Here is a 23017-nt window from a genome sequence, read left to right on the forward strand (position 1 = left end):
TTTCACGACGCCCGGGGAAGTCGAGCTTGGGTGGCGTAGTCATCGACGTGCCGGGTGATGGTCTTGAGCGCCGCTCGTAGTTCGGGGGGCGCTTGGGGTTGATCGGCCGCGGTGAGCGGGACGAGTAACCGGTTGTAGATCTTGGTGTAGAAGACGGCGATGCGGATGCCCTCGTCGGTGAGGACGTAGCGGTTGGAGCGGGGTAAGCGGCGGATCAGCCCGTTGAGACGTAGTCGCCGCAGGTCGTAGGTCATCTGGCCCGTGCTGTAGGCGGTGCTGCCGAGCAGTCCGGTCATCAAGACGCGTAGGTTCTTGTTGGTGAAGCCGGTCGCGGCGAGCAACGTCTGGCATGGGGCGCCGACCAGGGCCATGACCCGAGGATCGCCGAAGCGTAGCGCCGGGGTCCTCCGTCCCGCCGTATCCACGGTGGGATACGCGATCCGCTCAAAGGCTGGACTCGCAAGGACGCAACCCTGGCCGGCACGTTCGACCTCCAGTATGCGCCGGTTGGCGGCGCGGGCCTTGGCCTGAAGCTCCTCAAGGTTGGGCAGGCGGGCGTTGCAGCCCAGGTCACGGGGCGCGTTGACGACGTCTCGATGCGCATCGCCCACCCGTCTTTGAGGTACTGCTTGATCCGGGAATGCTTGTAGAAGACGTTGACGATGACGCCGCCGTTGTCGCGGCGGTCGATCGCGGTGCGGAAAGTTCCCACGGTGTCGCGGCGCACCCGCCGGCCGAAGATGATCTCTACGTTGGGTGGGCGATGGACGAGCACACCGCACTGGGCGGCCCCGGCACTGGCTGGGACCTGCACGAATTCTGCCACTCTGCGCTCACCCACCTGGGCGAGGCAGGCGCGAGCCCGCTCATGCTGATGGCCAAGTCCAGGCACAAGAAACCGGAGAATCTGCGGCGCTGCTTCAAGCCCACGCCGGACGCCATCGCCGAGATCGCCAGCCTGCTCGCCCTCGCATAAGCAGATGACTTCCCTCTACGCACTAAACCAAGATCGCGATTGTGGGTTTTGGGCCTATCTTGGCTGGACCCCCTCTTGATCGGTCAGTCTGCGTACTCGGACGGGCTCTGCCACCATGCCTCCTCACGCGGTTGGATACGTCGGCCTATCCAACTGGCAGGGCCCTCGGCGCGCTCAGCCGCTGCGCTGATCCACTGCCTTGCCCGGCCGATACCTACTCGGCACGAGTGGCGCTCCTGATCGAGCCGTAGGACTCATAGAAGACGTTGCGGTCCTGAGCCCGGCGGCCGGGGTGGCGTCGTTCCTCTACCGGATAGCCGACGGACATGAGCAGCGCGATGGCAAGGTCGTCGCGATCGCCGATGCCGATCGCCTTCTTCACCTTGGTCTCGTCCCACCCATTCATCGGCGAGGTGGCAAGCCCCATCTCCGTGGCGGCGAGCATCACGTAACTGGCCGCGATCATCGCGTCCTTGACCGCGTACTCCCGCAGCAGGCCACGCTCCTCGAGGTCAGCCTGGAACGCCTGCGACGCCGCGGAGAACATCGTGACGAACTCCTCGTTCCACGCTCCATTGCGGCGGGCCTGGTCGTAGACGTCGCTGTGGTCTTCGCGCCAGGACAGCGGCTCGGCCACGAAGGCCAGCATGAGCGGCGCCTCCTGCGGCTGGGGCTGACCGCCGGTGGCCCAGGCCAGACCCTCGCGACCTTCGTCACTGGTGACGGCGACGATGGACCGGTCCTGGAGGTTCCAACTGGTGGGCGCTTCGATGGCTAGAGCGAGGAGCGTGTCGAGCGCGGCAGCAGGGACTGGATCGGGACGGTAGTGGCGGACGGTGCGGCGGGTGCGGATGGCTTCGGCGACCGACATGGTGTGAGGCTTCATGTGACTCACTATTGGAGACTGACTCTCCATAGGGAAGAGGGCACTATTTAGTGCGTTACTCTCCTTACATGACGACCTTCGTGGAGTCCTCCGGGCTGCCCGCCGACGCCTTCTCGGCGAAGTGCCCGACCCGCCAGGTGCTCGACCACATCGCAGGCAAGTGGACGGTCCTCGTCGTGGACGCCCTCCTCGGGGGCACCATGCGCTACACCGACCTGAGCCGACGTATCGAGGGCGTCTCGCAGAAGATGCTCACCCAGACCCTGCGTGCCCTCGAAGCCGACGGGTTCGTCACCCGCACCGTCCACCCCACCATCCCGCCCCGGGTCGACTACGACCTCACATCGCTCGGCCGCAGCCTGGCCGAGCCCATCACCGCGCTCCGGCAGTGGACGGAAAACCACATCAACGAGATCGAACAAGCACGCAGCCGAGCACACCCCTGACCCGCCATTAGCTGCTGCACCACGCGCAGCCATCTCGCCCGCCGAACCCGGGGAACCTTCCCGGTCACCAGCACTAGCTAGCGGTAGTCCGTTGGATCAAGATGCGGGCAGGTAGGCGGTGTTGTGCGGGGGCTTTCGATTGATGGGAGCCGGGACGATGACCAAGGCCAAGCCGCCTCCGCCCGCGCCGGGGCCGCTGGAGGAGTATGCGGCTCAGTTCGATCATCTGTTCACGCACCTGGGGCAGCGGCGCGGGTTCCGGGAGTACGTGACGGGGCTGCTGTCGCAACAAGGGTGGAGCCGGTGATCGGCTCCAAGAGCGCGGCGGCGCAGCGGGTGCAGTATTTCCTGTCTGAATCGTGCTGGGGGCGGCCGGATCGCGATGGTGGGCGCGATCAGCTCCTACAACGCCACCGAGCCGGTGCCCGGCCCGAGCAACCTGTTCGAGCTGGCCGCCAAGGACGCCACCCTGCGCGGCATGCTGATCAACTCCTACTTCCACCTGTTCCCCGAGTGGATCGGGAAGGCGGCCGGGTGGCTGGCCGACGGCTCCCTGCGCACCAAGGTGACGGTCGCCGAGGGGATCGAGCGAGCGCCCGAGGCGTTCCTGGACATGATGCGCGGCGGCAACGTCGGCAAGATGCTGGTACGTCTCTGACCCGCGCCGAGGGTCAACCCTGAAGCGCCGCCCGGTTGCGCAGCCCCATGCCAGGGACGGGCCGCATGCCGAGTCTCTCGTAGTACGGCTGCAGCGGCGGATCACACAAGAGGTCGACCGAGTAGAAGCCGCTGGCGGCCTTCAAGACCCGGTCCACCAGCTCGCCGCCGATTCCCCGACCCTGGTGATCGGGAAGGACCTCGAGCCAGGGGATGAACGCCGTCAGAACGCCATCGCTGATCATGTTGATGAAACCGACGGCCCGCACGTCATCGCCCACGGCGACGACCGCGTAGTAGCTTCCGCGCAACACCGCCAGGTGTTTCTCGGGCGACGGCGGCGCGGGCCAACCCACGAAGAAGCCGTGCAGCTGATCGGCTTCGACAGCGTTCATGTCATCCGTGTACGTGACCATGTCCTTAACGAAGGTTCGCGTCCTCGGTCATGCCGCGCTGTCCAGGGACTTCTCGCTGACCGGCAGGCGCAAGGTCCGGTCACCGAAGTCGACGACCAGGTCAAGGCGCGCTCCGAGGGCCTCGGCGTAGCGGGCGATGACCTCGATGGAGGTCACCTCGCCGTGTTCGATTTGGGAGACACGGGCAACACTCACCTCCATGGCCGCCGCGACGTCCTTCTGACCCAGACCGAGCTGCTTGCGAGCCTCGGCCAACTGGTGACCTCTCGCCTCGGCCAGCAGTCGGCGGGCTCCGGCCTCGATCACGGATGGGGAGACACCAGCCTCGTGCAGTTGCCGCTCCAGGTCGGCCCAGTCCCCCGGTGTCCTCGTGGACATGTTCACTCCTCGTCGTCGCTGGTGTAGTCGATGTAGAGCTGCATGGCCAGAGGGATGTTCTCCTTATACCACCGATCCCAGTTTCCCGCCTTATCCCCACCCAGCAGCAAAAGCGCCGCCCGGGTGGGGTCGAAAGCGAAAATGATCCTGATCTCCGACCGGCCGCGAGAGCCCGGCCGCAGCTCCTTCAGATGGTGCAGGGCGCTTCCCTTGAGCCGGTCCACGAGTGGCCTGCCCAGCGTCGGCCCTTCTTCTCGGAGGGCGGCAACGGCCTGCGCGACCTGAGTCGCCGAATCGAGGTCCTCCTTGATCAACGCACTGAACCAGGCGGCGTACTCGTCTGTGACCTTCACGTTCCAGGCCAAGAGCCCCTCCCCAAATTCAAGGGTAGCCTTAATTATGGCGACAGGCTACGCCGACTTCAGCGACAGCGTGCGGAAGCCCGTCAACTCGCAAAGCCGAGCGAGGCCTGCGTCGGTGTGCGGTGCAGGCCGTCCTGCAGGAACAGGGACAGGACGAACAGCAGGCCGGCCACCGCGGCGTAGAAGACCAGGCCGAGAATCAGGCCGGAGGTGAAGCCGCGGTTGTTGAGCAGCGAGGGCTGCGCTGGCGCCGACAGAACAGGACGAACAGGACGGCTCCGGCGGCGACGGAAAGGGTCGGCACCAGGCCCCAGCGGTGGGCCGAGCCGTCGATCAGGCCGTAGAGCAGGCACAGCATCGTGGCGGCGAGCAGGCCGGAGCCGGGGCCGTCGACGGTGTCCGTACGGTCGCCGGTGTCGCGGGGCAGGGACCGGACGGCGAAGGCGATCGCGAGGCCGCCGAGCCCGTCTGGGTCAGTGCTGGGTGAAGGCGCCGGCGTTCTCGTGGGCCCACTGCCGGAAGGTGCGGGCGGGCCGGCCGAGCAGGGTCTCGGTGGTGTCGCCGATCGCGTCGGGCCCGTGGCTGGCCGTCTCCCAGAACGTGAGCAGCGAGCCGACCATGTGGGCGGGCATGTACTCGGCCAGCTGCCGTTCGGCCTCGGCGCGGGTGATCTGCTCGACCGGGATCGTCCGGCCGATGGCGGCGGACAGGATGGCGAGCTGTTCGCGGAAGGTGAGCGACTCGGCGCCGGTCAGGGTGAGCGTCCGACCGGACAGGGAGTCGCCGGTCAGGGCCTCGATGGCGACGTCGGCGATGTCGTCGGGGTGGATGACCGCCAGGTGCGCGTCGGGGTAGGCCAGCTGGATCGGCATCGACCGGCCGATGACGTGGGCCCAGCCGAGCGCGTTGCTGGCGAAGGCGCCCGCCCGCAGGAAGGTGCTGGTCAGGTCGGAGTCGGCGAGGGCGCGCTCGACCTTGAGGCTGTGGCTGGCCAACGGGTCGGTCTCGGCGTCGGGGCCGAGGACCGAGGAGGACGACAGCAGGACGACGTGTTCGACGCCCTCGGCCTCCGCGGTCTTGATCAGCTCGTGGATGCCGGCGGGCTCGGGATAGAGGAAGACCTGGCGGGCGCCGGCCAGTGCGGCGGCGAAGGTCTCGGGCCGGTCGAGGGCGAGCTCGGCGACCTCGGCGCCGGCCGGGACGGTCAGTTCGGCGGGTTTGGCGCTGGCGGCGCGGACGGTGTGGCCGGCGGAGTGCAGGCGGCTGATGATCGCCTGGCCGACCTGGCCGCGAGCACCGGTAATGATGATCGTCATGTTTATGTATGCTTGCATGCATATATTTTCATGTCAACACATACCTTGTAGGGTGAAGGCATGGCGACGAACGAACATGACGAGTTGCTCAACTCGGTCGGGCCCGCGTTCTCGAAGCTGCGGCGTTCCGCGTTGCTGGAGGTCGAGAATCCGATCTCGGCCAAGGATCTGGGCCGCACGCTGGTCCTCAACATCATCGTGGAGGCCGAGCAGGACCCCGCCCGAGAGGTCACGGTCGGCGCGGTCGCCGAACACCTGGGGGTCGACCCCTCGGTGGCCAGCCGGATGGTCTCCGACTGCATCGCGGCGGGCTACCTGGTCCGCGCCGCCTCCCAGCAGGATGGCCGCCGGACGATCCTGCACCTGAGCCCCGCCGGGATCGAACTGATGGATCGCTTCCGCCGCCACCAACGCGCGGCCTACGAATACATCACCGCCGACTGGACGAGCCATGACCGGCTGGAGTTCGCCCGACTGATGCTCAAGTACGTCGACTCCCAGGAGAGCCTCCGCCACCGCCGCGGACACACCGAGGGGGCGGGGCGCGCTTTCTCGTCCGGGCCGGGTTAGCCTCGTCAGTGGGCATCCGGCGTCTCCCCCGGTCAGGTCGCCCGCACAGCAGAGACCTTGATCGGAGACGGCCATGTCCCACCATCTCAGCGGCCCCAACCTGCGCCCGCCGTCCGGTGACGCGCGCCTCGACCTCACCGACGTGTTCGCCTTCGAGTCGCCGACCACTCCGCAGAGCACCGTGCTGATCATGGACGTGAACTCGTTCGCGTTCGACCCGACCCACGGCCCGCACCCGCGCCCCGACGCCGTCTACCGGCTCAACATCGACAACGACGGCGACGCGCGCGCCGACGTCGCGTTCAGCTTCGTCTTCTCCCCGCCGAGCGACGGCCTGCAGACGGTCACCGTCGTCCACGGCACCGACGCCGACGCCAGGTCGTGGGAGCCCGCGGGCGACGAGATCCTCACCGACGTGCCCGTCAGCTTCGGGCCCGAGTCCGCGATCACCGAGACGGGCTGGCTCAGGTTCTTCGCGGGCCTGCGCAGCGATCCGTTCTTCGCCGACCTGGAAGGCATCGGCAAGGGCTTCCAGTGGACCGGCGTCGACACCATGGCCGGCAAGAACGTCATCGGGATCGCCCTCGAAGTGCCCGACTGGGTCCTCGGCGCCGCGCCGGAGATCGGCGTGTGGGGGCGGGTGTGCCTGCGTGAGGGCGGCGAGCTCGTCTCGGTGGACCGCGGCGCGCACCCGTCGCTGACCGCCTACTTCAACGCCGAGGACGCCAAGGACGCCTACAACCGCGGCGAACCGGCCGACGACGTGGCCACCTACCTGGACACCTGGGTCGCGGCGCTCCAGCACACCGGCGGCTACAGTGCCGAGGCCGCCAGGGACCGGCTGGCCACCGTACTGCCGGATGTCTTGCGCTTCGACCGGTCCAGGCCGGCCGCCTACCCCAACGGTCGCAGGCTTGACGACGACGTCACCGACGTACGCATCGGGATGGTCACCAACGGCCAGGTCCCGAACGACGGCATCGGGCCCCACACGGACCTGCTGCCCGACTTCCCCTACCTGGGCCCACCACATCCGCAGGGCTGATGCCGCCCTCGTTCTGGTCGACACTGCGGAGCGCCGCGCTGATCGTGGCGCTCTACTACCTCCTGCCGGTGGAGGAGAGGGTGCCAGGCTGGCTCACGTGGGTACGGCTGGGCGGGTTCGTCCTCGGTACGGCGCTGCTGGTGTGGGGCGTCGTGCTGGCGGCGAGGCAGCAGGAGGAGGAGGTCGACCATGGACGCCTTCCGCTGCGCGGCCTGCTCCTGCTCACGCTCACGGGGGTGGTGCTGTTCGCACTGGCGGACTTCGCCGTCGCCACGTCGATGGACGGGCAGTTCGTGGGTTTGAAGACCAAGACGGACGCCCTGTACTTCGCGGTGAGCACCCTGGCGACCGTCGGCTACGGGGACGTCCATGCCTCCGGCCAGCTGGCACGCGGGCTGGTTCTGGTGCAGATGGCGTTCAACCTGGTCGTTCTCGCGTCGGCGGTCTCGCTCATGTCCGTGCGGTTCAAGGCGAAGGTCAGGTCGAGACACGAGAAGCCCCACCACTGAGCCGTACGGTGACCGTCGAGGAGCCGCCGCACGCGTCGGCCAGGCGTCCCCAGACGAGCGTCAGCGTCGAGCCCGTCGTGGCGGACGACAGCAGCGGATGGCCGCCGAGCACCTCGGCCACCGGCCGGTTCCAGGTCACCGTCAGCTCGTCCAGGTCCCTGCGCGGGTCAGACACGGTCAGCGTGGCCGTGCCGTCGTCCCTCTCCCTGACGAGCACCGCGCAGGGGGCGGAGGCGGCCAGGGGCCCCGCGACGCCGTCGTTCCAGAAGTTGACGGCGGTGATCCCCATCGAGGGGACGTGGACGCCCTGCTGCCTGGCGGTGTTGGCCAGCACGCCCGCCCACGCCGGGTCGGCGGCGCGCGCCCTGGTGGCCTGCGCGCTCGCGCCCGGCATGAGCAGGTAGAGGTATCCGGCCGACCTCGGGTCGACGCCGTGGTCGAGCCAGAGCGTCACGTATCCGCGCATCGCCGGCCCGCCGGTGCGCCGCTCGCGCAGCGTGCGCAGCGGGGCGCAGGGCAGGACGTAGCCGCCGTGCCCCTCCAGGTGCGCCCAGCCGGCCACGCGGTCCACGGTGAGGGGCGCCTCGGTCCTGCGGTTGTCCACGACGGTCTCCACGGCGACGCCGTCGGCGCCGGTGATGCCCGCGCCCATGCAGACCACGGCGTCGTCGAGGAAGAACCACGACTTGAAGGCCTCCACCGTGCTCTCGAGGCCGTTGAGGTGCTGGCCGACCGTGGCGTACGTGCCGTCGGTCGCGCCGCCGACCCAGCGTCCCGGCGGGCAGGTCTCGCCCCACGCGCCGCCCGCGCCGTCCGGTAGCCGCATGGTGGAGACGGTCGTGCCGGGCAGCCGGTAGGGGTCGACGGTCTGCCAGAAAGCGTCGGAGTACTGCTCGCCGTGGCCGTCGGCCCACCAGTAGAGCAGGCCCGAGCCGGTGTGCCAGCCGCGCAGGTTCTCGCCGTTGCCGTGCTCGTAGTGGCCGATCGTGGCCGAGGCCATGCTGAGCGCCGCGCACCATCCCGGCCTGCGGTGGACGGCGCGGGCGCTCATCGGCAGCAGCCGGTGCCCGACGGGTTCGTCGAGCGCGGGGATCGCGTCGTCGTCCATGACGGCGTCGAGGCGGGCCTGCGCGGCCGGGTCGAGCGCGGGACGGTGGGCGGCGCGCCGTACCCATCCCTTGACCATGCCCTGCCAGCAGGCCCGCTCGGCGGCGGAGGCCGACTCTCCCAGCAGCAGGATCGCGGCGGCGAGCTCGTGCCCGCGCCGGTGGTCGCCGTACGGCCGCCGGCCGATCCCCCTGCCCCTGACCAGGTCCATGCAGAACCCGTCGTGGACGAACGGCGCGAACGACCGCTCGACCGCGTCGAAGACGTTGCGGTCGGTGAGCGCCCACGGCGTTCCGCGCAGCACCGCGAACAGCGTGGCCAGGCCCGACAGCAGCACCACGCCGTAGCCGCCCTGGTAGGGGACGGTGGTGTGCTGGATGAACGAGCCGTCCTGGTAGAGCCCGTCGCCCTCCTGGACGTAGTGGAAGACGGGCGCGAGCGCCGAGACGGCCCGCGCGGCCCCGTCCCGGTCGGCGCCGAGGACGGCCCGCAGCAGCAGGACCGTGCACTGGTCCACCCGGTTGGCGCCGGTGCTGGTGCCGCTGTAGTCCGTGACCACGCATGCGGGCAGGAAGTGGTCCACGGCCTCGCATAACGCCCGGCTCCGGTGCTCGCCCAGGTGCGGGCCGATGAGCACGGCCGCGTCGAGGAGCCGTTTGGGGACGCCGATCTGCCAGTTCCACCAGTTGCCCGCGGGGTCGGCGCCCGCGGCGTACACGTGGCGGCGGTAGTGGTCGAGGCCCGTCGCGACCGCCGCGGCCAGGCTCGCGTCGCCGCCCACCGCGTAGGCGCGGGCCATGGCCCACAGCCTGGCGGGCGTCTCGGTGAAGGAGGGGAACGGCAGGCCGGGCCAGAGCGACCCGCCGCGCGGGGCCATGCTGTCCCGGTACCGGGCCGCCTGCTGGCTCGGATCGGGCCTTTTCGGGTACGGCCCGCCGATCGTCACCTCCCGCCATCGGCGGCGCAGCAGCACGAAGGGGTCCTCCCCCTGGCCGGGGATCGCGGCCAGCGCGCCGAGTTGGAGGAACAAGCGCCGGGACAGACCCTTCACGTTCCGGATTATCCTCTTGCGCTTCCCGTACCTTGTACGGTACAACGTACGGGACGAGAGGGGGACGGTGGACGGAAACCAGGTCGCGATCGAGGCGATCGACGTGCGTAAGCGCTATGCGGGCGCGGCGGGGCTGCACGGGTTCGACCTTCGGGTCGAGGCCGGTACGGTGTGCGGCCTCCTGGGGCCCAACGGCGCGGGCAAGACCACGGCGGTCCGCATCCTCGCCACGCTGCTCGGGTTCGACTCGGGCGAGGCGAGGGTGGCCGGATACGACGTACGGCGACAGGCCGGGCAGGTGCGGCGCAGCATCGGTCTGGTCGGGCAGTACGCGGCCGTCGACGAGATCATGACGGGGCGGCAGAACCTGGAGATGTTCGGACGGCTGCACCACCTGGGCGCGGCGAGAGCCCGGCAGCGCGCCGACGAACTGCTCGAACGTTTCTCGCTCGCCGACACCGGAGGCAAGCCCGTGGGGAAGTACTCCGGCGGCATGCGCAGGCGGCTCGACCTGGCCGCGAGCCTGATCGTCTCGCCGCAGGTGCTCTTCGTCGACGAGCCCACGACCGGCCTGGACCCGCGGGCGCGGCGGGAGGTCTGGGACGCGATCCGCGACCTCGTGGACGGCGGGACGACCGTCCTGCTCACCACCCAGTATCTCGAGGAGGCCGATCAGCTGGCCGACCGCGTCTCGATGCTGGCCACAGGGCGGATCGTCGCAGAGGGTACGCCGGAGGAGCTCAAGTCGGCGATCGGCGGTGATCGCATCGACATCGTCGTCTCCGACGAGGCGGCGCTCTCCCGCACGATGGAGGCGGTGCGACCGCTCAGCGAGGATGCGGCGCGGGTCGCGGTGGACACCGGGAGGCTCCGGCTGAGCCTGCCGGTGACCGAGCGGACGAAGGCGCTCATGCGGGTCGCGACGGCGCTGGGCGAGGCCGGTGTCGAACCGGTCGACGTGACGTTGCGCCGCCCGACCCTGGACGAGGTCTTCCTGCGCCTGACCGGCGCGGAGCCGCATGCCGTACGGGATGAGGTGACGGTATGACGGCGCTCAGGTGGCGGGTGACGGACGCGTGGACGATCACCCGGCGGGACGTGACGCACTGGACACGGCAGCCGGGAGCGGTGGTGCTCGGCTGGGTCTTCCCGGTCATGATTCTGCTCATGTTCGCCGGTCTCTTCGGCGGCGCCATCACCGTGCCCGACGGCCGCTACGTCGACTTCCTGGTGCCCGGCCTCCTCGCCATGACGATGGTCTTCGGCCTGGAGACGACGGTGCTGGCCGTCTCCACCGACGCGGCAAGGGGCATCACCGACCGGTTCAGGTCGATGCCGATGAGCGCGTCGGCGGTGGTGCTGGGACGGTGCCTCGCCGACATGATGAACGCGGTGATCGGGCTCGCCTTCCTGATCGGGGCGGGGCTGGCCATGGGCTGGCGCTGGCAGCACGGAGCCGGTGACGCCCTGGCCGCCATCGGCCTGCTCCTGCTCCTGCGCTTCGCGCTGCTCTGGGTCGGCATCCTCGTCGGACTCACGGTGAAGGGGCCCGAGTCCGTGGTGGCGGTGCAGATCCTGGTCTGGCCGGTCGGGTTCCTGTCCAGCGCCTTCGTCGATCCGGCGACGATGCCGTCCTGGCTGGGGGCCGTCGCGGAGTGGAACCCGCTGACCGCGACCGCCTCCGCGGCCCGCGATCTGTTCGGCGGCCCGAGCTGGGGCGGCGACTCCTTCGCGGCCCAGCACGCGGCCTGGGCGGCGATCGGTTGGCCCCTGCTGCTGACCGCCGTCTTCCTGCCCCTTTCGATCCGCGCCTACCGGGCGCTCGGCAGATGACCACTGCCACCCCACTACAACAAGGAGGAACACCCATGTATGAGCCGACCGCCGAGGAACTGAAGAGCATCGAGGCGTGGTTCGCCGAATACGACGCGCTGGCCGACCGCGGCGCGATCGAGGAACTGGCGGATCTTGCGGTCTTCCCGATGAACCTGGCCACCGACGTGCCCGGCGGCCACGCCGCGGTGCGGCAGTGGACGCGGGAGGAGTACATCGAGGCGATGCAGCAGGCCATGGGCGGAGGTACGGCGGGGCTCGACCTCGAGTCGACCCGCACCCCCCGCTTCATCAGCGAGAACCTGGTCGTCGTCGAGACCGAGGCCACGATGACCATCGAGGGCCAGCGGCAGACCATGCACTACGCCGACCTGCTGGTACGCACCGAAGACGGGTGGGCGTTCCAGACGATGGTCCAGGGCGGCTGGGGCCACGGCTGGCCAGCCGCCAAGCGCGGCTAGAACCATCGGTGCCGCGCTCCCAGACCGGATCCGGCGAGCGCGGCACACCGGTCGCGGCCAGGGCACCCTGTCGCCGGGAAGGATGGCCATGCTTCAGGCGAAGAAGCGGCTGAGTGCGGGGGCGATGGCGGTGGCGGCGACGGCGTGGTCCTGGCCCTCCAGGCAGGCGAGCTCGGCGTTGGGCAGCACCTCGGCGAGCGCCGTGGCGGCCGCGACCATCCACGCGTCGGAGTTGCCGCCGTAGAGCACGAGCGAGGGCGTCTGGATCGCGGTGAACCGCTCCAGCTCCTTCACCTCGCCCAGCATCGTCGAGCCCATCGCGGCCGCGTCGTACGGGAGGGTGTGGGCGACCTGCTCCATGAACCCCCACTCGGGGCCCTGGCGCATGCCCTCCACGTACTCGGCGGGGATGCCGACCGCGGACCCGAGGAACAGCGCGGCGGCGTCGCCGGGGCGGCCGTCCGCGAGGGCGGTCAGGAGCTGCTGGCGGTAGTCGGCGGGCACCGGGGCCCGGTCGTCGGTCACGACGAACGGCGGCTCGTAGAGCGCGAGGCGGGTGATCGAGGATCCGGCGAGCGCGGCCTCCAGGGCCAGGACGGCGCCGGAGGAGCCGCCGCACACGGCGGCGCTGCCGCCCGCCTCGGCGATCAGCGCGTCGATGTCGGCGATCTCGGCGGCGACCGCGTCGGCCGCGCTGATGTCGGCGGCGGCTTCACCGCTCTCCCCGCGGCCTCTGCGGTCGTAGGTGTAGACGGTGAACGAGGACGACAGCAGCTCGGCGAGCTCGGCCCCCGAGGGGTTGACGGCGCGGTAGGCGGTGGCGCCGTCGACGAGGATCACGGCGGGGCCGGAGCCGACGCGGTCGTAGGAGATGGCGGTGCCGTCGGCGGAGTGAACGATAGCCATGGGAAGCTCCTGCTTTCTTCGGGGTACTAGACGGTACAGTACTCACTCAGTACGGTACTGTCTAGTACTGGGAGGAGAGTTCAATTGGCCGACTTGACCACGCGGGCAGCCGCGAAACGTCAGCAGATCATGGATGCCGCCCTCGCCGTGTTCCTGGAGAACGGCTACGTGGGCGCGAGCATGGACCAGGTGGCCGCGCTCGCCGCGGTCTCGAAGCAGACGGTCTACAAGCAGTTCAAGGACAAGGAGCACCTGTTCCAGTCGATCATCGACGACATCGGCGACCGGGTGGACGACCCCTTCGTCGAGCTCACCAAGGACGTCGCGGAGACCGACGACGTCGAGCGGATGATCCACGCGCTCGCGGGCAGGTTCGTCACCACGATCATGGATCCGCGCGTGCAGCAGATCAGGCGGCTGGTCATCGGCGAGGCCGCCCGCTTCCCCGACCTCGGCAGGGCCTACTGGGAGCGCGGCTTCGCCCGCGCCCTCGTGACCATCGCCGACTGCTTCGCCCGCCTCGACGAGCGCGGGCTGCTGAAGGTCGAGGATCCGCAGGTGGCGGCCAACCACTTCGCCGGGCTGCTGCTGTGGATCCCGAGCAACCGGGTGATGTTCCACGGCAGGACCGACGCCGTCTCCGCCGAGGAGCTCGCCGCCTTCGCCGCCGACGGAGCGCGCGCCTTCCTCGCCGCGTACGGCACACGCCCCTGAGCCGCGCGTCGCGGGACCGGCCCCGTCGCGGGACCGGCCCTCGGCGCGGGGCATCACGGGACCGGCCCCCGGCGAGGGCGCGTGCCCGGTCAGACCAGGCGCTGCCCGGGAAGCGGCTGGCGCTGTCCGCGCAGCGCCAGCCGCTTGGCCAGGCGTTGGCCGGGCAGTTCGACGAACCGGTGCGTCGTGTACGCCAGCGGCAGCAGCACGAGGAGGTACAGCCACGCCGACGACAGCAGCCGCAGCAGCAGCGGATGCAGCAGGTAGGTCGAGTAGCTGATCACCCCGAGGTGGGTCACCCACCGCGGATACGACAGCCGCCGACACGCGAACACCGCCGCGAAGCAGGCCCCCGCCGCCACGATCGCGGGGGCCCAGCCGGGATCGTCCTTGGCGAACAGCGCGCACGCCGTCACGACCACCAGCGCGGCGGCCGCCGTACGCCATCGGATCTGCCCGCGCTCGGCCCGGTGCACGGCCGTGCCCGCGAACATCACCGCCAGGATGATCAGCCCCTGCCACGCCCCGATCCTGCTGCCGAGCACGACCAGCGCCAGCGCCAGCGCGCCGCCCGCCACGGCGGCAGCCGTACGCGCCCGGCCGCTCCCCCACACGGTCACGGCGATGGCCGCGATCACCGGCAACCCGAGCAGCGCCAGCCACTGGCCGATGACCGGCCCTGGCAGCACCAGCCCAGCCGGTACGGCGAGCAGCGCCAGCGCGGCGGCGACGGGGGCCGACCTGTGGGCATGACCGGTGCTGAAGAGCGCGACGGTGATCAGGTAGAACGCCATCTCGTACGAGAGTGTCCACATCACGCTGATGACGGCGGGCACGCCGAGCAGTTCCTGCAGCATCGTCCCGTTCCCCAGCACGGCGAGGAAGAGCGGCTTCGTGGCCAGGCCCTGGTGGAGCTCGTACGCCCCGGCGTACGCGAGCAGCAGCGCGAGCGCGACGGCCACCAGCAGCAGCGGCAGCAGCCGCATCCCCCTGCCGATCCAGAAGGCCCGCACGTCGCCGTGGCGTTCCAGGGAGGCGGGGATGATGTACCCGCTGACCAGGAAGAACACGAAGACGCCCCACGTGCCGAGGTCGATCCTGCTGTCCACCAGAGCCCACAACCCCGGGAAGTAGGTCCAGCCCGCGTGGTGCAGGACCACGGCCAGCGCGGCGGGCCCTCTGATGGCGTCCAGCCAGCTCAGACGGGAGGGGGAGGGGGACATTCGCCCGACTATATGGGCTTATACGAGGTGCAGGTGCGCCAATTCCGTCCGGTTGGAGACGCCGAGCTTCGGGAACGCGCGGTAGAGGTGGTGGCCGACCGTCTTCGGGCTCAGGAAGAGCTGGGCGCCGATCTCCTTGTTCGTCGCGCCCGTGGCCGCCAGCCGGACGATCTGGAGCTCCTGCGGGGTCAGCTCGGGCAGCACGCCGTCCGCCGAGGGGGCGACGACGGCCCCGCCCGCCGCGCGCAGCTCGGCCCGGCAGTGGTCGGCCCACGCCCCGGCGCCCGCCTGCTCGAAGACCTCCATGGCCGACCTGAGCTGGATCCTCGCCTCGTTCTTGCGGCGGGACCTGCGCAGCCACTCGCCGTAGAGGAGCCTGCTTCTGGCCTGCTGAAGCGGCAGGTCGGGGCAGCCGACCGCCTGCTCGTAGTGCTCCTCGGGGTCTGCGGCGAGCAGGGCGAGACAGCGCTGCCGTACGGCCAGCGCCCACGGCTGCCCCGAGGCCAGCGCCCAGCTCTCGTACCTGCCGAGCGCCTCCTCGGCCGGACGGCCCGCGCGGACGGCGGCCTCCACCTGGTCGGCGGCGAAGCAGGCCCCGTGGGGGCGATGGGCCAGGCGGCCGAGCCGGTCGAGCGCCGACTCCCACCTGCCGGTGACCAGGTCGTAGGCGGCGCGGGCGCGGTCGGCCCAGTCGCCGTCCAGCTCGTCGCCCGGCGGCCGGCCGCGCAGCGCCGCGGCGTGGGCGAGCAGGCCGCGGGCGACGGTCGCGTGCCGGTGCTGTCCGGTGTCCTCGGCGATCCGCAGCGCCTCCGTCGCCGTCCTCTCGGCCGCGCGGGCCGCGCCCAGGAGCGTCTCGGTCTCAGCGAGTACGGCCAGCACGCCGGGCAGCCAGCCGATCGCGCCACGGGAACGCAGGTCGGCGGCCAATGCCTGGAGGTGGTCGCGGGCGGTGGTGAAGTCACCCGACAGCAGGGCGAGGGACGTGGGGTTGAGCTGGAGGTCGTCCCTGCGCTCGGGGGCCTGGCCGAGGTGCCGCCTGATCAGGTCGAGGCCCCTTCCGGGGTCGGCGGACAGCAGCTCCACGGCCCCGTCGACCAGGCTCGCGCGGCCCTCGCCCATGCGCTCGCCGACGGCGCGCAGGCCCTCGGCGTCGCCGACGGACCAGGCCACCCGCGCCGCCTCGACCAGCAGGTCCTGCCCCGCATCGAGGAGGAGCCGCCAGGCCGACTCGGGCGAGCCGTGCTCGAACTCGATGCGGGCGCGCAGCCGTACCAGCGCCTTGGAGGTTCCGGCGAGGGAGGTTGCGGCGAGGTGCGCCGACTCGTCGAGCAGGGCGCGGGCGCGTTCGCCCTCCCCCACGTCGGCGGCCAGCTCGGCGGCGGCGATGAGCCTGCGGGCGCGTTCGCCGGTGTCGGGGGTGAGCCTGGCGGCGCGTTCGAGGGCGGCGGCGGCCTCGCCGTACCCGGAGATCTGGCGGGCGGTCGCGGCGGCGGCCTCCAGCGCGGCGGCCACCTCCTCGTCGGGGCCGGTGGCTGCGGCGGCCAGGTGCCTGGCGCGGCGCTCGCCTGAGGTGACCTCGGCCAGCGCGCGGTGGACGGCGACGCGTTCGCCGTACGAGGCGCTCTGGTAGGCGGCGGCGCGGACGAGCGGGTGCCGGAACTCCGCGCCGGTGACCAGACCCGCCTGCTCGGCAGGCGCCAGCGCGCCGACGGACAGCCCCGTCGCCCGGAGCGCGGCCGACAGCTCCCCCTCGGCCGCCAGGGCGAGCAGCAACGTGCGGGTGTCGGGCGGCAGCGCGCGGACGCGCTCCTGGTAGGCCTCCTGGAGGCGGTGCGGGAGCGGAAGCGGGCCCCCGGCCAGGGCGTCGACGTCCATGCGGGGCAGCTCGATCAGCGCGAGCGGGTTGCCGCCCGACTCGGCGACGACGCGCTCTCTTGTGGACGGCGGCAGCCCCGGAGCGCTCTCGGCCAGCAGCCGCAGTGCGGCGGCCCGGTCCAGGCCCTCCAGCCGCAGTTCGGGCAGCCCCGCCGTCGCCAGCAGATCGCGCTCCATGATCCTGGTGGCGAAGACCAGCACGACGCCCTCGGCGTCCAGCCGCCTGGCGGCGAACAGCAGCGCGTCCAGCGAGGCGCGGTCGATCCAGTGGGCGTCGTCCACCAGGCACAGCAGCGGCCCCTGCTCGGCCAGCAGGGTCAGCGTGGCCAGCCCCGTCAGGAACCTGTCCTGCCCTTCCGGCCTCGCGGCCAGGCCCAGCACGCCGCGCAGCGCGTCGGCCTGCGGTTGCGGCAGCGCGTCGAGGCCGTCCAGGAGCGGGCGCAGGATGAGGTGGAGCGCGGCGAACGGCAGCTCGGCCTCCGTCTCGGCCCCCGCCACCCGCAGGACGCGGACGCCCGCGTCGTGCGCGACGGCCTCCATCAGGGCGGTCTTGCCCGTCCCCGGCTCGGCGCGGATCACGAGAGCGGCGCTGCGCCCCTCCCGTGCTCCTGACACGAGCCCGCGAAGGCGGTCCAACTCTTCCTGACGGCCGTACAGCATGCCACGCAACCTATCTCTTGGGCATTTGCCCGATACCCACCGATCTCCCGGTTTCCTAGATTTTCGAGTCATGAACACCGCGATCTCCATCCAGGGGCTCCACAAGAGCTTCGGCAAGGCGCACGCGCTGGACGGCCTGAACCTCGAGGTGAACACCGGCGAGGTGCACGGCTTCCTCGGTCCCAACGGCGCCGGCAAGTCCACCACGATCCGCGTCCTGCTCGGGCTGATGCGGGCCGACTCCGGCACCGCCGTCCTGCTCGGCGGCGACCCGTGGAAGGACGCCACCGAGCTGCACCGGCGGCTGGCCTACGTGCCAGGCGATGTGAACCTGTGGCCCTCGCTGACCGGCGGCGAGGTGATCGACCTGCTGGGCCGGCTGCGCGGCGGCCTCGACGCCGCCAGGCGAGCGGAGCTGATGGAGCGCTTCGAGCTCGACCCGCGCAAAAAGGCCAAGACCTACTCCAAGGGCAACAGGCAGAAGGTGGCGCTGGTCGCGGCCTTCGCCTCCGCGGCCGACCTGCTGATCCTCGACGAGCCGACCTCCGGGCTCGACCCGCTCATGGAGGCCGTCTTCCAGCAGTGCGTGCTGGAGGAGAAACGGCGCGGCAGGACGGTGCTGCTGTCGAGCCACATCCTGTCGGAGGTCGAGAGCCTCTGCGACCGGGTGAGCATCATCCGCGCGGGCCGCACGGTCGAGTCGGGCACCCTGACCGAGTTGCGGCACCTGACGATGACCAGGATCACCGCCACGCTGTCGGGCCCGGCGCCCGACCTGCCGTGGGCGCACGGCCTGGAGGTCCAGGGCGGGCGCGTCACCTTCCAGGTCGACGACCAGGACCTCGACAAGGCGATGCGCAGGCTGGCCGAGGCCGGGATCGTCGGTCTCGTCAGCCAGCCGCCCTCGCTCGAAGACCTTTTCATGCGGCACTACTCGGAGACGAACGACCGATGAAGACTCTCGTCAGGCTGATCCTGCGCCGCGAACGGCTGATCGCTCCGGCGTGGATGGTGCTGCTGACCGTGCTGGCGGCGGGGCAGGCCAACAGGTACGCGACCTCGATCCCCTCGATCGGCGACTTCGCCAGGGAGATGGCCGCCAACAAGGCGCTGACCGCGTTCGCGGGCGAGGTCTACTCGCCGACCGTGGCCGGGATGGCGGTGTGGAAGAACGGCGACGCCATCTACACGATCATCGCGCTGCTCGCCGTCCTCATGGTCGTCAGGCACACCCGCGCCGAGGAGGAGTCGGGCCGCGCCGAACTGGTGGGAGCGGGCGTGATCGGCAGGCTCGCGCCGCTGACCGCCGCGCTGTCGGTCACCGCCGCCGCGATGGCGCTGGCGGGCCTGCTGGCCGGCCTCTCGATGGCCGCCATGGGCTTCGACCTGTCGGGCTCACTGGCCTTCGGCGCCGCGATCACCGCGATCGGGCTCGTCTTCACCGGCGTCGGCGCGCTGGCCGCGCAGCTCACCGAGGGGGCGCGCACCGCCATCGGGCTGGCCGCGCTCGGGCTCGGCGTCAGCTACCTGCTGCGTTTCGTCGCCGACGGCAGCGGGGTGAGCGCGCTCAAGTGGCTCTCTCCGCAGGGCTGGAGCCACCTGGTCAAGCCGTACGGCGAGGACAACTGGGCGGCGCTGCTGCCCAGCCTCGCGCTGACCGCGCTGACCGTCGCCGCCGCCTACCGTCTGGCCGCGCGCCGCGACGTCGGCCACGGCGTCATCCCGCAGCGTCCCGGCCCTGCCGGATCCACCTCGCTGCGCGGCCCGCTGGCCCTGGCGTGGCGGCTGCAGCGGGGCCTGCTGATCGGCTGGACCATCGGGTACACCGTCGCGGGCCTGGTGCTGGGCGCGCTCGCGATGTCGATCCCCGAGGTGTCCCGGCAGGGCGCGGCCGTCGAGGAGTTCCTGCGCCGCTACACCGCGGGCGAAGGCGTCGGCATGACGGACGCCTACCTGTGGCTGATCGCGCTGAGCCTCGGCTACGTCGCCGCGCTCTACCCGCTGCTCGCCCTGCTCCGGCTGCGCAACGAGGAGGTCGTGGGACGCGCCGAACTGCTCCTGGCCACCCCCGTCGGCCGCCTTCGCTGGGCGTGGAGCCACCTGGTGTTCGCCCTCGGCGGCAGCGTCGTGATCCTCGCGGCGTCGGGGCTCGCGATGGGGCTGGCGGTCGGCGACCCGCTGGGCGTCCTGCCCGGCACGCTGGTGCAGGTGCCCGCCGTATGGGTGCTGGCGGGGGTCGGCGTGCTCGCATTCGGCCTGCTGCCCAGGGCGGCGGCCGGGATCAGCTGGGCGGCCTTCCTGTTCGTCAACCTCTTCGGCGAGGTGCTCGGGCCGATCATCGGCATCGACTACTGGGTCGCCAAGTACGTCGTGCCCTTCCCCAACCTGCCGATGGTGCTGTCCGGCGAGGAGTTCGCCCTCGCTCCGGTGGCCGTCATGGGCGCGCTCACCCTGGCGCTCACCGCCGCGGGACTGGCCGCGCTTCGGCGCAGGGCGCTGCTCTGAGGCCCCGCGACACCCCGGCCCCGCCGTCAGTACGGCGGGGCCGGCCGTGTGTCCGCTTCTGGTCTGAGCCGGTCGCGGTCTGACGCCGTCCGGCCGGAGCAGGTCGCGGTCAGCGCGGCTCCAGGCAGGGGTCGGTGATGCCGTCGGCGCTGGCCAGCCTGGCGGAGTCGCAGCCGGTCAGCTTGGCGCCCGCCTGGTAGGCGCTGGTGAGGAAGCCGAGCACGGTGGCGACGGGGTCGTCGCTCTCCCTGACGTCGTCGTACTTCAGGACCGCCAGGTGCGCGCCCCTGGCCGGGATCCACGCCGCCCAGTCGGGCCAGAGGGGCTGCTCGTGCAGGCCGTCCGGCTCGGGAGCGGTGTAGGAGTAGAACGCGGGCCACGGCCGTTCCTCGTCGCCGAACCAGAAGCCCGCGCTGATCACCTCCCAGCTGTAGGCCTCCCTCGTGACGGGGTCGACCTCGGGCGACGCGCCGACGACCCGGCCGGTGAAACGGGTGACCGCGATGTCCAGGGTGTGCCAGAAGTGGTGTACCGGGCTGGTCTTGCCACAGAAGTCGCCGGCGAAGCGTTCGAGCACCTGGGCGACCTGCGACAGGACCGTCCAGTACCGGTTGACGAGCGCCGGGTCGTAGGCGGCGTGCTTGGTGTCCTGGGCGAACGGGGTCTTGTCCACCAGGTCGTACGGCACCGCCAGGATCTCCACGTCGATCCCGAAGTCGTCGAGGATCTCGAAGAGCCTGGCGTAGAAACCGGCGACCGACTGGCCGACCAGCGAGAACTCAGCGCTGCGCCCGTCGACCCTGTCGACGACGAGGCGGTGGCCGACCAGGTCGAAGTCGATGCTGAACGGAACCGGCAGACCCATCGGCCTGGTGGTGATGCCACGACCGGTCAGGTGGAAGGGCACGTTCCACCAGTGATTGCGCCGGGGACTCGTGGCCAGCCGCACCTTTCCGACGATCTGCGCGAACCTGTGGAAGGTGTCCTTGGTCTCGAGCCAATCCTCGTACGGCATGGCGGGAAAGAGCTCCATCGACTCATGCTGCCCGGCAGGCAAGCGGACAGAACACCATGTCAGGCGATTTTCCGGTCAGCCCTCGTTAATCGCCGCACAGCGCAGGTCAAACCTCTTCTCACAACTCCCGGCGGCCCATGCCTTCGGCGTACAGAAGGGAAGTAAGGGAACGGGGGGATCTTTTATGACAAAGAGAATCGGCAGCGACCTCGCACTGCTCGTCGCCCGTGTGCTGGTCGGCATCATCTTCATGGCCCACGGCCTGCAGAAGTGGCAGGCGGGCTTGGACAGCACCACCGCCGGCTTCACCCAGATCGGCGTGCCGAGCCCGCAGCTCGCCGCCCTGTTCGTCACCCTTAGCGAGATCATCGGCGGGGCCATGCTCATCGTCGGTCTCGGCGTGCGGATCGCGGCGGTCGCACTGCTGGTGTGCATGGTCGGAGCGGCGATATTCGTCGAGGCGCGCCACGGCATCTTCACCAGCACGCCGGGCTGGGAACTGGTGGTGGCGCTCGCGGCGGCCTGCCTGATGCTGCTGGGGCTCGGCGGCGGGCGGCTCGGGTTCGACGGCCTGGTCAGCCGGTGGACCGCCACGCGGGACGAACGCATCGACAACGAGGAGGCGCCCGCGGCGCCCACCGTGCCGACGGGGGCGGTCATCGTCTCGCGCGCGTCCGAAGATCCCTCCGCGGCCCGCGCCTTCATGGTGGAGCGGCCGATGTCCCGGTACTCCCCCGTGGGCGCTGCCCGGCCCGCGCCCGTTCCTGTGCCCGCGTCCGCGCCCGCATCCGTGCCCGCGTCTGTGCCCGCGTCTGTGCCCGACCTCGGCCCCGACCCCGCCCACGCGACCTCCGCGGGCCCGGTCGTCCACGAGACCCCGCTGATCGTGCCCTCGCACGAGACCTCGCTGAGGGGGCACCAGGCCTCGCACGAGACCGGACACCAGACGACGCAGGAGACGGGACGACCGACCCCGCCTCAGATCGGACACCACACGGCGCATGAAACGGAACGACCGACCGAGACCGGACACCAGACGACACAGGAGGCCGGACGGCCGACCCCGCCCCAGATCAGGCCGTACGAGGCTGGACGGCAGGCCGCGCACGAGGCCCTGGGCGGGCCGGACAGCGGTGAGGCCGACGCGGGCAGGCACCCGGTACCTTCGCAGGGCGGCACGCCTTCCCAGGGCAGCGCGCCTTCGCAGGTCGGCGCGAGCGAGCCGGAGGGCACCGAGGTGGAGCAGCTGCGCTCCGAGGTCGACCGGCTCAGGGACGAACTGGCCGCCGCCCGGCGTCGACCCGGGCCTGACGCCGGGGGCTGACGCTGGGCCGGGAGCCGGGCCTGACGCCGGGGGCGGGAGCCGGAGGCCTGACCCCTGACCCCTGACCCCTGACCCCTGGGCCGGGGGCCGGGGGCCGGGGGCCGGGGGCCGGGGGCCGGGGGCCGGGGGCCGGGGCGCGCAGTGTGGGGCCAGGGGTGTCCCCGGCCGGGTGGGTCAGGGCTTCCAGTGGGGGTCGCGGCCGAGGTAACGCAGCAGGAGGGCCACGTCGTCGTCGCCGTCCTGGCGCTCGAGGGCGGCGGCGTAGACGCCGTAGGCCCTGAGCGGCTCGATGTGCTGCTCGGCGATCGGCAGCAGCTCGCGGGCCATGGCCGGGGTGAGCGGCGAGGGCTGCCCTGTCGCCATCGCGATGTCCCACGCGTGGACGGCGGCGTCGAGCGCGCACGCCCCGATGCCGAGGGAGTAGGTCATCGTGTTCGGCGGCACCGGGACCGGCACCTCCTGGGCGTCGGGCGAAACGGTCGCCCACGCGTCGGCCGAGGCCTTCATCGCCCGCTCCGCCACCTCTTCGGGAGCGTCGGCGAGCTTGCCCGAGGGGGCGAACGGGTTCTCCTCGGGGAGCGGCCCGCCGGTGATGAACGCGGCGTAGCCGATCTGGTCGCCGGCGGCGTGCTGGAGGACCTGGGTGACGGTCCACTCCGCGCAGGGGGTGGGCAGCTCCCAACCGTCGGCGGGAACGTTGCGGACGGCGGTGCGGAGGGCTTCGTGCGCCTGGGTGAGGATCATGTCTTCATCATAGCAGAACGGAACGCTTCATTCCAATA

General features: G+C 71.1%; 27 protein-coding genes. 14 read left to right on the forward strand and 13 right to left on the reverse strand.

The features are described from left to right. Window positions 1-2: 2 nt before the first annotated feature. Window positions 3-611 carry a hypothetical protein gene (locus ACFXJ8_RS18130; RefSeq protein WP_379645046.1) on the reverse strand — a complete coding sequence of 203 codons (609 nt, stop codon included), beginning with the start codon at window positions 609-611 and terminating at the stop codon, window positions 3-5. 29 nt (window positions 612-640) lie between these two features. Here ACFXJ8_RS18130 and ACFXJ8_RS18135 point away from each other — a divergent pair, with 29 nt between their 5' ends. Further along, window positions 641-976 carry a hypothetical protein gene (locus ACFXJ8_RS18135; RefSeq protein WP_379645047.1) on the forward strand — a complete coding sequence of 112 codons (336 nt, stop codon included), beginning with the start codon at window positions 641-643 and terminating at the stop codon, window positions 974-976. A 214-nt stretch (window positions 977-1190) separates the two neighbouring features. On the opposite strand, the gene ACFXJ8_RS18140 is transcribed toward ACFXJ8_RS18135, so the two are convergent. Next, window positions 1191-1862 carry a nitroreductase family protein gene (locus ACFXJ8_RS18140; RefSeq protein ID WP_379645048.1) on the reverse strand — a complete coding sequence of 224 codons (672 nt, stop codon included), beginning with the start codon at window positions 1860-1862 and terminating at the stop codon, window positions 1191-1193. A 68-nt stretch (window positions 1863-1930) separates the two neighbouring features. Here ACFXJ8_RS18140 and ACFXJ8_RS18145 point away from each other — a divergent pair, with 68 nt between their 5' ends. From ACFXJ8_RS18145 to ACFXJ8_RS18155, 3 genes are all read left to right on the forward strand, one after another. Continuing rightward, window positions 1931-2308: a winged helix-turn-helix transcriptional regulator gene (locus tag ACFXJ8_RS18145; RefSeq protein WP_379645049.1), complete on the forward strand. Its 378-nt coding sequence runs from the start codon at window positions 1931-1933 to the stop codon at window positions 2306-2308. Between the two features lie 157 nt (window positions 2309-2465). Then, window positions 2466-2615 carry a hypothetical protein gene (locus ACFXJ8_RS18150; RefSeq protein WP_379645050.1) on the forward strand — a complete coding sequence of 50 codons (150 nt, stop codon included), beginning with the start codon at window positions 2466-2468 and terminating at the stop codon, window positions 2613-2615. A 45-nt stretch (window positions 2616-2660) separates the two neighbouring features. Then, window positions 2661-2966, forward strand: coding sequence for a hypothetical protein (locus ACFXJ8_RS18155; protein WP_379645143.1), 306 nt, complete (start codon window positions 2661-2663; stop codon window positions 2964-2966). Window positions 2967-2979: 13 nt separating this feature from the next. On the opposite strand, the gene ACFXJ8_RS18160 is transcribed toward ACFXJ8_RS18155, so the two are convergent. From ACFXJ8_RS18160 to ACFXJ8_RS18180, 5 genes are all read right to left on the reverse strand, one after another. After that, entirely contained in the window at window positions 2980-3360 is a 381-nt protein-coding gene (locus ACFXJ8_RS18160) for a GNAT family N-acetyltransferase (RefSeq protein WP_379645051.1), read from the reverse strand. Window positions 3361-3408: 48 nt separating this feature from the next. Then, entirely contained in the window at window positions 3409-3759 is a 351-nt protein-coding gene (locus ACFXJ8_RS18165) for a helix-turn-helix domain-containing protein (RefSeq protein WP_379645052.1), read from the reverse strand. A gap of 2 nt (window positions 3760-3761) precedes the next feature. Further along, the gene (locus ACFXJ8_RS18170; protein ID WP_379645053.1) at window positions 3762-4124 is read right to left on the reverse strand and encodes a type II toxin-antitoxin system RelE/ParE family toxin; all 363 of its coding nucleotides are present in this window, start codon (window positions 4122-4124) and stop codon (window positions 3762-3764) included. A gap of 80 nt (window positions 4125-4204) precedes the next feature. Continuing rightward, complete coding sequence (locus ACFXJ8_RS18175) at window positions 4205-4474, reverse strand: hypothetical protein (protein WP_379645054.1); 270 nt, start codon at window positions 4472-4474, stop codon at window positions 4205-4207. Window positions 4475-4594: 120 nt separating this feature from the next. Then, window positions 4595-5437, reverse strand: coding sequence for an NAD(P)H-binding protein (locus tag ACFXJ8_RS18180; protein ID WP_379645055.1), 843 nt, complete (start codon window positions 5435-5437; stop codon window positions 4595-4597). Between the two features lie 60 nt (window positions 5438-5497). Between ACFXJ8_RS18180 and ACFXJ8_RS18185 the strand changes: the two genes are divergently transcribed. From ACFXJ8_RS18185 to ACFXJ8_RS18195, 3 genes are all read left to right on the forward strand, one after another. Further along, window positions 5498-6007, forward strand: coding sequence for a MarR family winged helix-turn-helix transcriptional regulator (locus ACFXJ8_RS18185; RefSeq protein WP_379645056.1), 510 nt, complete (start codon window positions 5498-5500; stop codon window positions 6005-6007). Window positions 6008-6080: 73 nt separating this feature from the next. Next, window positions 6081-7052: a DUF4331 family protein gene (locus ACFXJ8_RS18190; protein ID WP_379645057.1), complete on the forward strand. Its 972-nt coding sequence runs from the start codon at window positions 6081-6083 to the stop codon at window positions 7050-7052. Next, window positions 7052-7561: a potassium channel family protein gene (locus ACFXJ8_RS18195; RefSeq protein ID WP_379645058.1), complete on the forward strand. Its 510-nt coding sequence runs from the start codon at window positions 7052-7054 to the stop codon at window positions 7559-7561. Before ACFXJ8_RS18190 ends, ACFXJ8_RS18195 begins: the two co-directional genes overlap by 1 nt. On the opposite strand, the gene ACFXJ8_RS18200 is transcribed toward ACFXJ8_RS18195, so the two are convergent. Further along, a complete protein-coding gene (locus ACFXJ8_RS18200) occupies window positions 7530-9719 on the reverse strand; it encodes a polysaccharide lyase 8 family protein (RefSeq protein WP_379645059.1) in 2190 nt (729 codons plus the stop codon). The genes ACFXJ8_RS18195 and ACFXJ8_RS18200 overlap by 32 nt on opposite strands. A 67-nt stretch (window positions 9720-9786) precedes the next feature. Between ACFXJ8_RS18200 and ACFXJ8_RS18205 the strand changes: the two genes are divergently transcribed. The 3 genes from ACFXJ8_RS18205 to ACFXJ8_RS18215 are packed head-to-tail and all read left to right on the forward strand — an operon-like array spanning window position 9787 to window position 12013. Then, window positions 9787-10767, forward strand: a complete 981-nt coding sequence (locus ACFXJ8_RS18205) for an ATP-binding cassette domain-containing protein (protein ID WP_379645060.1) — start codon at window positions 9787-9789, stop codon at window positions 10765-10767. Continuing rightward, window positions 10764-11552 (forward strand): ABC transporter permease, encoded by a 789-nt coding sequence (locus ACFXJ8_RS18210; RefSeq protein WP_379645061.1) that lies wholly within the window; start codon window positions 10764-10766, stop codon window positions 11550-11552. Before ACFXJ8_RS18205 ends, ACFXJ8_RS18210 begins: the two co-directional genes overlap by 4 nt. Window positions 11553-11587: 35 nt before the next feature. Further along, window positions 11588-12013 carry a nuclear transport factor 2 family protein gene (locus tag ACFXJ8_RS18215; RefSeq protein ID WP_379645062.1) on the forward strand — a complete coding sequence of 142 codons (426 nt, stop codon included), beginning with the start codon at window positions 11588-11590 and terminating at the stop codon, window positions 12011-12013. Window positions 12014-12106: 93 nt separating this feature from the next. Here the strand turns inward: ACFXJ8_RS18215 and ACFXJ8_RS18220 are convergent, their stop codons facing one another. Then, the gene (locus ACFXJ8_RS18220) at window positions 12107-12919 is read right to left on the reverse strand and encodes an alpha/beta fold hydrolase (RefSeq protein WP_379645063.1); all 813 of its coding nucleotides are present in this window, start codon (window positions 12917-12919) and stop codon (window positions 12107-12109) included. 84 nt (window positions 12920-13003) lie between these two features. On the opposite strand from ACFXJ8_RS18220, the gene ACFXJ8_RS18225 reads away from it, so the two are divergent. Further along, window positions 13004-13633 carry a TetR/AcrR family transcriptional regulator gene (locus ACFXJ8_RS18225; protein ID WP_379645064.1) on the forward strand — a complete coding sequence of 210 codons (630 nt, stop codon included), beginning with the start codon at window positions 13004-13006 and terminating at the stop codon, window positions 13631-13633. A gap of 89 nt (window positions 13634-13722) precedes the next feature. On the opposite strand, the gene ACFXJ8_RS18230 is transcribed toward ACFXJ8_RS18225, so the two are convergent. Further along, window positions 13723-14856, reverse strand: a complete 1134-nt coding sequence (locus tag ACFXJ8_RS18230) for an acyltransferase family protein (RefSeq protein WP_379645065.1) — start codon at window positions 14854-14856, stop codon at window positions 13723-13725. 18 nt (window positions 14857-14874) lie between these two features. Beyond that, a complete protein-coding gene (locus tag ACFXJ8_RS18235) occupies window positions 14875-17391 on the reverse strand; it encodes an AAA family ATPase (protein ID WP_379645066.1) in 2517 nt (838 codons plus the stop codon). A 70-nt stretch (window positions 17392-17461) separates the two neighbouring features. Between ACFXJ8_RS18235 and ACFXJ8_RS18240 the strand changes: the two genes are divergently transcribed. Together ACFXJ8_RS18240 and ACFXJ8_RS18245 are read left to right on the forward strand one after the other, a co-directional pair. Beyond that, window positions 17462-18346: an ATP-binding cassette domain-containing protein gene (locus tag ACFXJ8_RS18240; protein ID WP_379645067.1), complete on the forward strand. Its 885-nt coding sequence runs from the start codon at window positions 17462-17464 to the stop codon at window positions 18344-18346. Further along, complete coding sequence (locus ACFXJ8_RS18245; protein WP_379645068.1) at window positions 18343-19896, forward strand: ABC transporter permease; 1554 nt, start codon at window positions 18343-18345, stop codon at window positions 19894-19896. Before ACFXJ8_RS18240 ends, ACFXJ8_RS18245 begins: the two co-directional genes overlap by 4 nt. A gap of 109 nt (window positions 19897-20005) precedes the next feature. Here the strand turns inward: ACFXJ8_RS18245 and ACFXJ8_RS18250 are convergent, their stop codons facing one another. Further along, complete coding sequence (locus ACFXJ8_RS18250; protein WP_379645069.1) at window positions 20006-20929, reverse strand: DUF5996 family protein; 924 nt, start codon at window positions 20927-20929, stop codon at window positions 20006-20008. Between the two features lie 166 nt (window positions 20930-21095). Between ACFXJ8_RS18250 and ACFXJ8_RS18255 the strand changes: the two genes are divergently transcribed. Next, a complete protein-coding gene (locus tag ACFXJ8_RS18255) occupies window positions 21096-22235 on the forward strand; it encodes a DoxX family membrane protein (protein WP_379645070.1) in 1140 nt (379 codons plus the stop codon). Window positions 22236-22409: 174 nt separating this feature from the next. Here ACFXJ8_RS18255 and ACFXJ8_RS18260 read toward each other — a convergent pair whose 3' ends face one another. Beyond that, window positions 22410-22979, reverse strand: coding sequence for a TIGR03086 family metal-binding protein (locus tag ACFXJ8_RS18260; RefSeq protein WP_379645071.1), 570 nt, complete (start codon window positions 22977-22979; stop codon window positions 22410-22412). Between the last annotated feature and the right edge of the window lie 38 nt (window positions 22980-23017).

This window comes from Nonomuraea sp. NPDC059194 (assembly GCF_042754765.1).
Taxonomy (GTDB): Bacteria; Actinomycetota; Actinomycetes; order Streptosporangiales; family Streptosporangiaceae; genus Nonomuraea.

Excerpts from the sequence above, each read along its gene's own strand:
- ACFXJ8_RS18135 (WP_379645047.1), top strand. The coding sequence starts at position 641 with ATGCTTGTAGAAGACGTTGACGATGACGCCGCCGTTGTCGCGGCGGTC.
- ACFXJ8_RS18140 (WP_379645048.1), bottom strand. The coding sequence starts at position 1,862 with ATGAAGCCTCACACCATGTCGGTCGCCGAAGCCATCCGCACCCGCCGC.
- ACFXJ8_RS18145 (WP_379645049.1), top strand. The coding sequence starts at position 1,931 with ATGACGACCTTCGTGGAGTCCTCCGGGCTGCCCGCCGACGCCTTCTCG.
- ACFXJ8_RS18150 (WP_379645050.1), top strand. The coding sequence starts at position 2,466 with ATGACCAAGGCCAAGCCGCCTCCGCCCGCGCCGGGGCCGCTGGAGGAG.
- ACFXJ8_RS18160 (WP_379645051.1), bottom strand. The coding sequence starts at position 3,360 with ATGAACGCTGTCGAAGCCGATCAGCTGCACGGCTTCTTCGTGGGTTGG.
- ACFXJ8_RS18165 (WP_379645052.1), bottom strand. The coding sequence starts at position 3,759 with ATGTCCACGAGGACACCGGGGGACTGGGCCGACCTGGAGCGGCAACTG.
- ACFXJ8_RS18180 (WP_379645055.1), bottom strand. The coding sequence starts at position 5,437 with ATGACGATCATCATTACCGGTGCTCGCGGCCAGGTCGGCCAGGCGATC.
- ACFXJ8_RS18185 (WP_379645056.1), top strand. The coding sequence starts at position 5,498 with ATGGCGACGAACGAACATGACGAGTTGCTCAACTCGGTCGGGCCCGCG.
- ACFXJ8_RS18190 (WP_379645057.1), top strand. The coding sequence starts at position 6,081 with ATGTCCCACCATCTCAGCGGCCCCAACCTGCGCCCGCCGTCCGGTGAC.
- ACFXJ8_RS18195 (WP_379645058.1), top strand. The coding sequence starts at position 7,052 with ATGCCGCCCTCGTTCTGGTCGACACTGCGGAGCGCCGCGCTGATCGTG.
- ACFXJ8_RS18210 (WP_379645061.1), top strand. The coding sequence starts at position 10,764 with ATGACGGCGCTCAGGTGGCGGGTGACGGACGCGTGGACGATCACCCGG.
- ACFXJ8_RS18215 (WP_379645062.1), top strand. The coding sequence starts at position 11,588 with ATGTATGAGCCGACCGCCGAGGAACTGAAGAGCATCGAGGCGTGGTTC.
- ACFXJ8_RS18220 (WP_379645063.1), bottom strand. The coding sequence starts at position 12,919 with ATGGCTATCGTTCACTCCGCCGACGGCACCGCCATCTCCTACGACCGC.
- ACFXJ8_RS18230 (WP_379645065.1), bottom strand. The coding sequence starts at position 14,856 with ATGTCCCCCTCCCCCTCCCGTCTGAGCTGGCTGGACGCCATCAGAGGG.
- ACFXJ8_RS18235 (WP_379645066.1), bottom strand. The coding sequence starts at position 17,391 with ATGCTGTACGGCCGTCAGGAAGAGTTGGACCGCCTTCGCGGGCTCGTG.
- ACFXJ8_RS18240 (WP_379645067.1), top strand. The coding sequence starts at position 17,462 with ATGAACACCGCGATCTCCATCCAGGGGCTCCACAAGAGCTTCGGCAAG.
- ACFXJ8_RS18245 (WP_379645068.1), top strand. The coding sequence starts at position 18,343 with ATGAAGACTCTCGTCAGGCTGATCCTGCGCCGCGAACGGCTGATCGCT.
- ACFXJ8_RS18250 (WP_379645069.1), bottom strand. The coding sequence starts at position 20,929 with ATGGAGCTCTTTCCCGCCATGCCGTACGAGGATTGGCTCGAGACCAAG.
- ACFXJ8_RS18255 (WP_379645070.1), top strand. The coding sequence starts at position 21,096 with ATGACAAAGAGAATCGGCAGCGACCTCGCACTGCTCGTCGCCCGTGTG.
- ACFXJ8_RS18260 (WP_379645071.1), bottom strand. The coding sequence starts at position 22,979 with ATGATCCTCACCCAGGCGCACGAAGCCCTCCGCACCGCCGTCCGCAAC.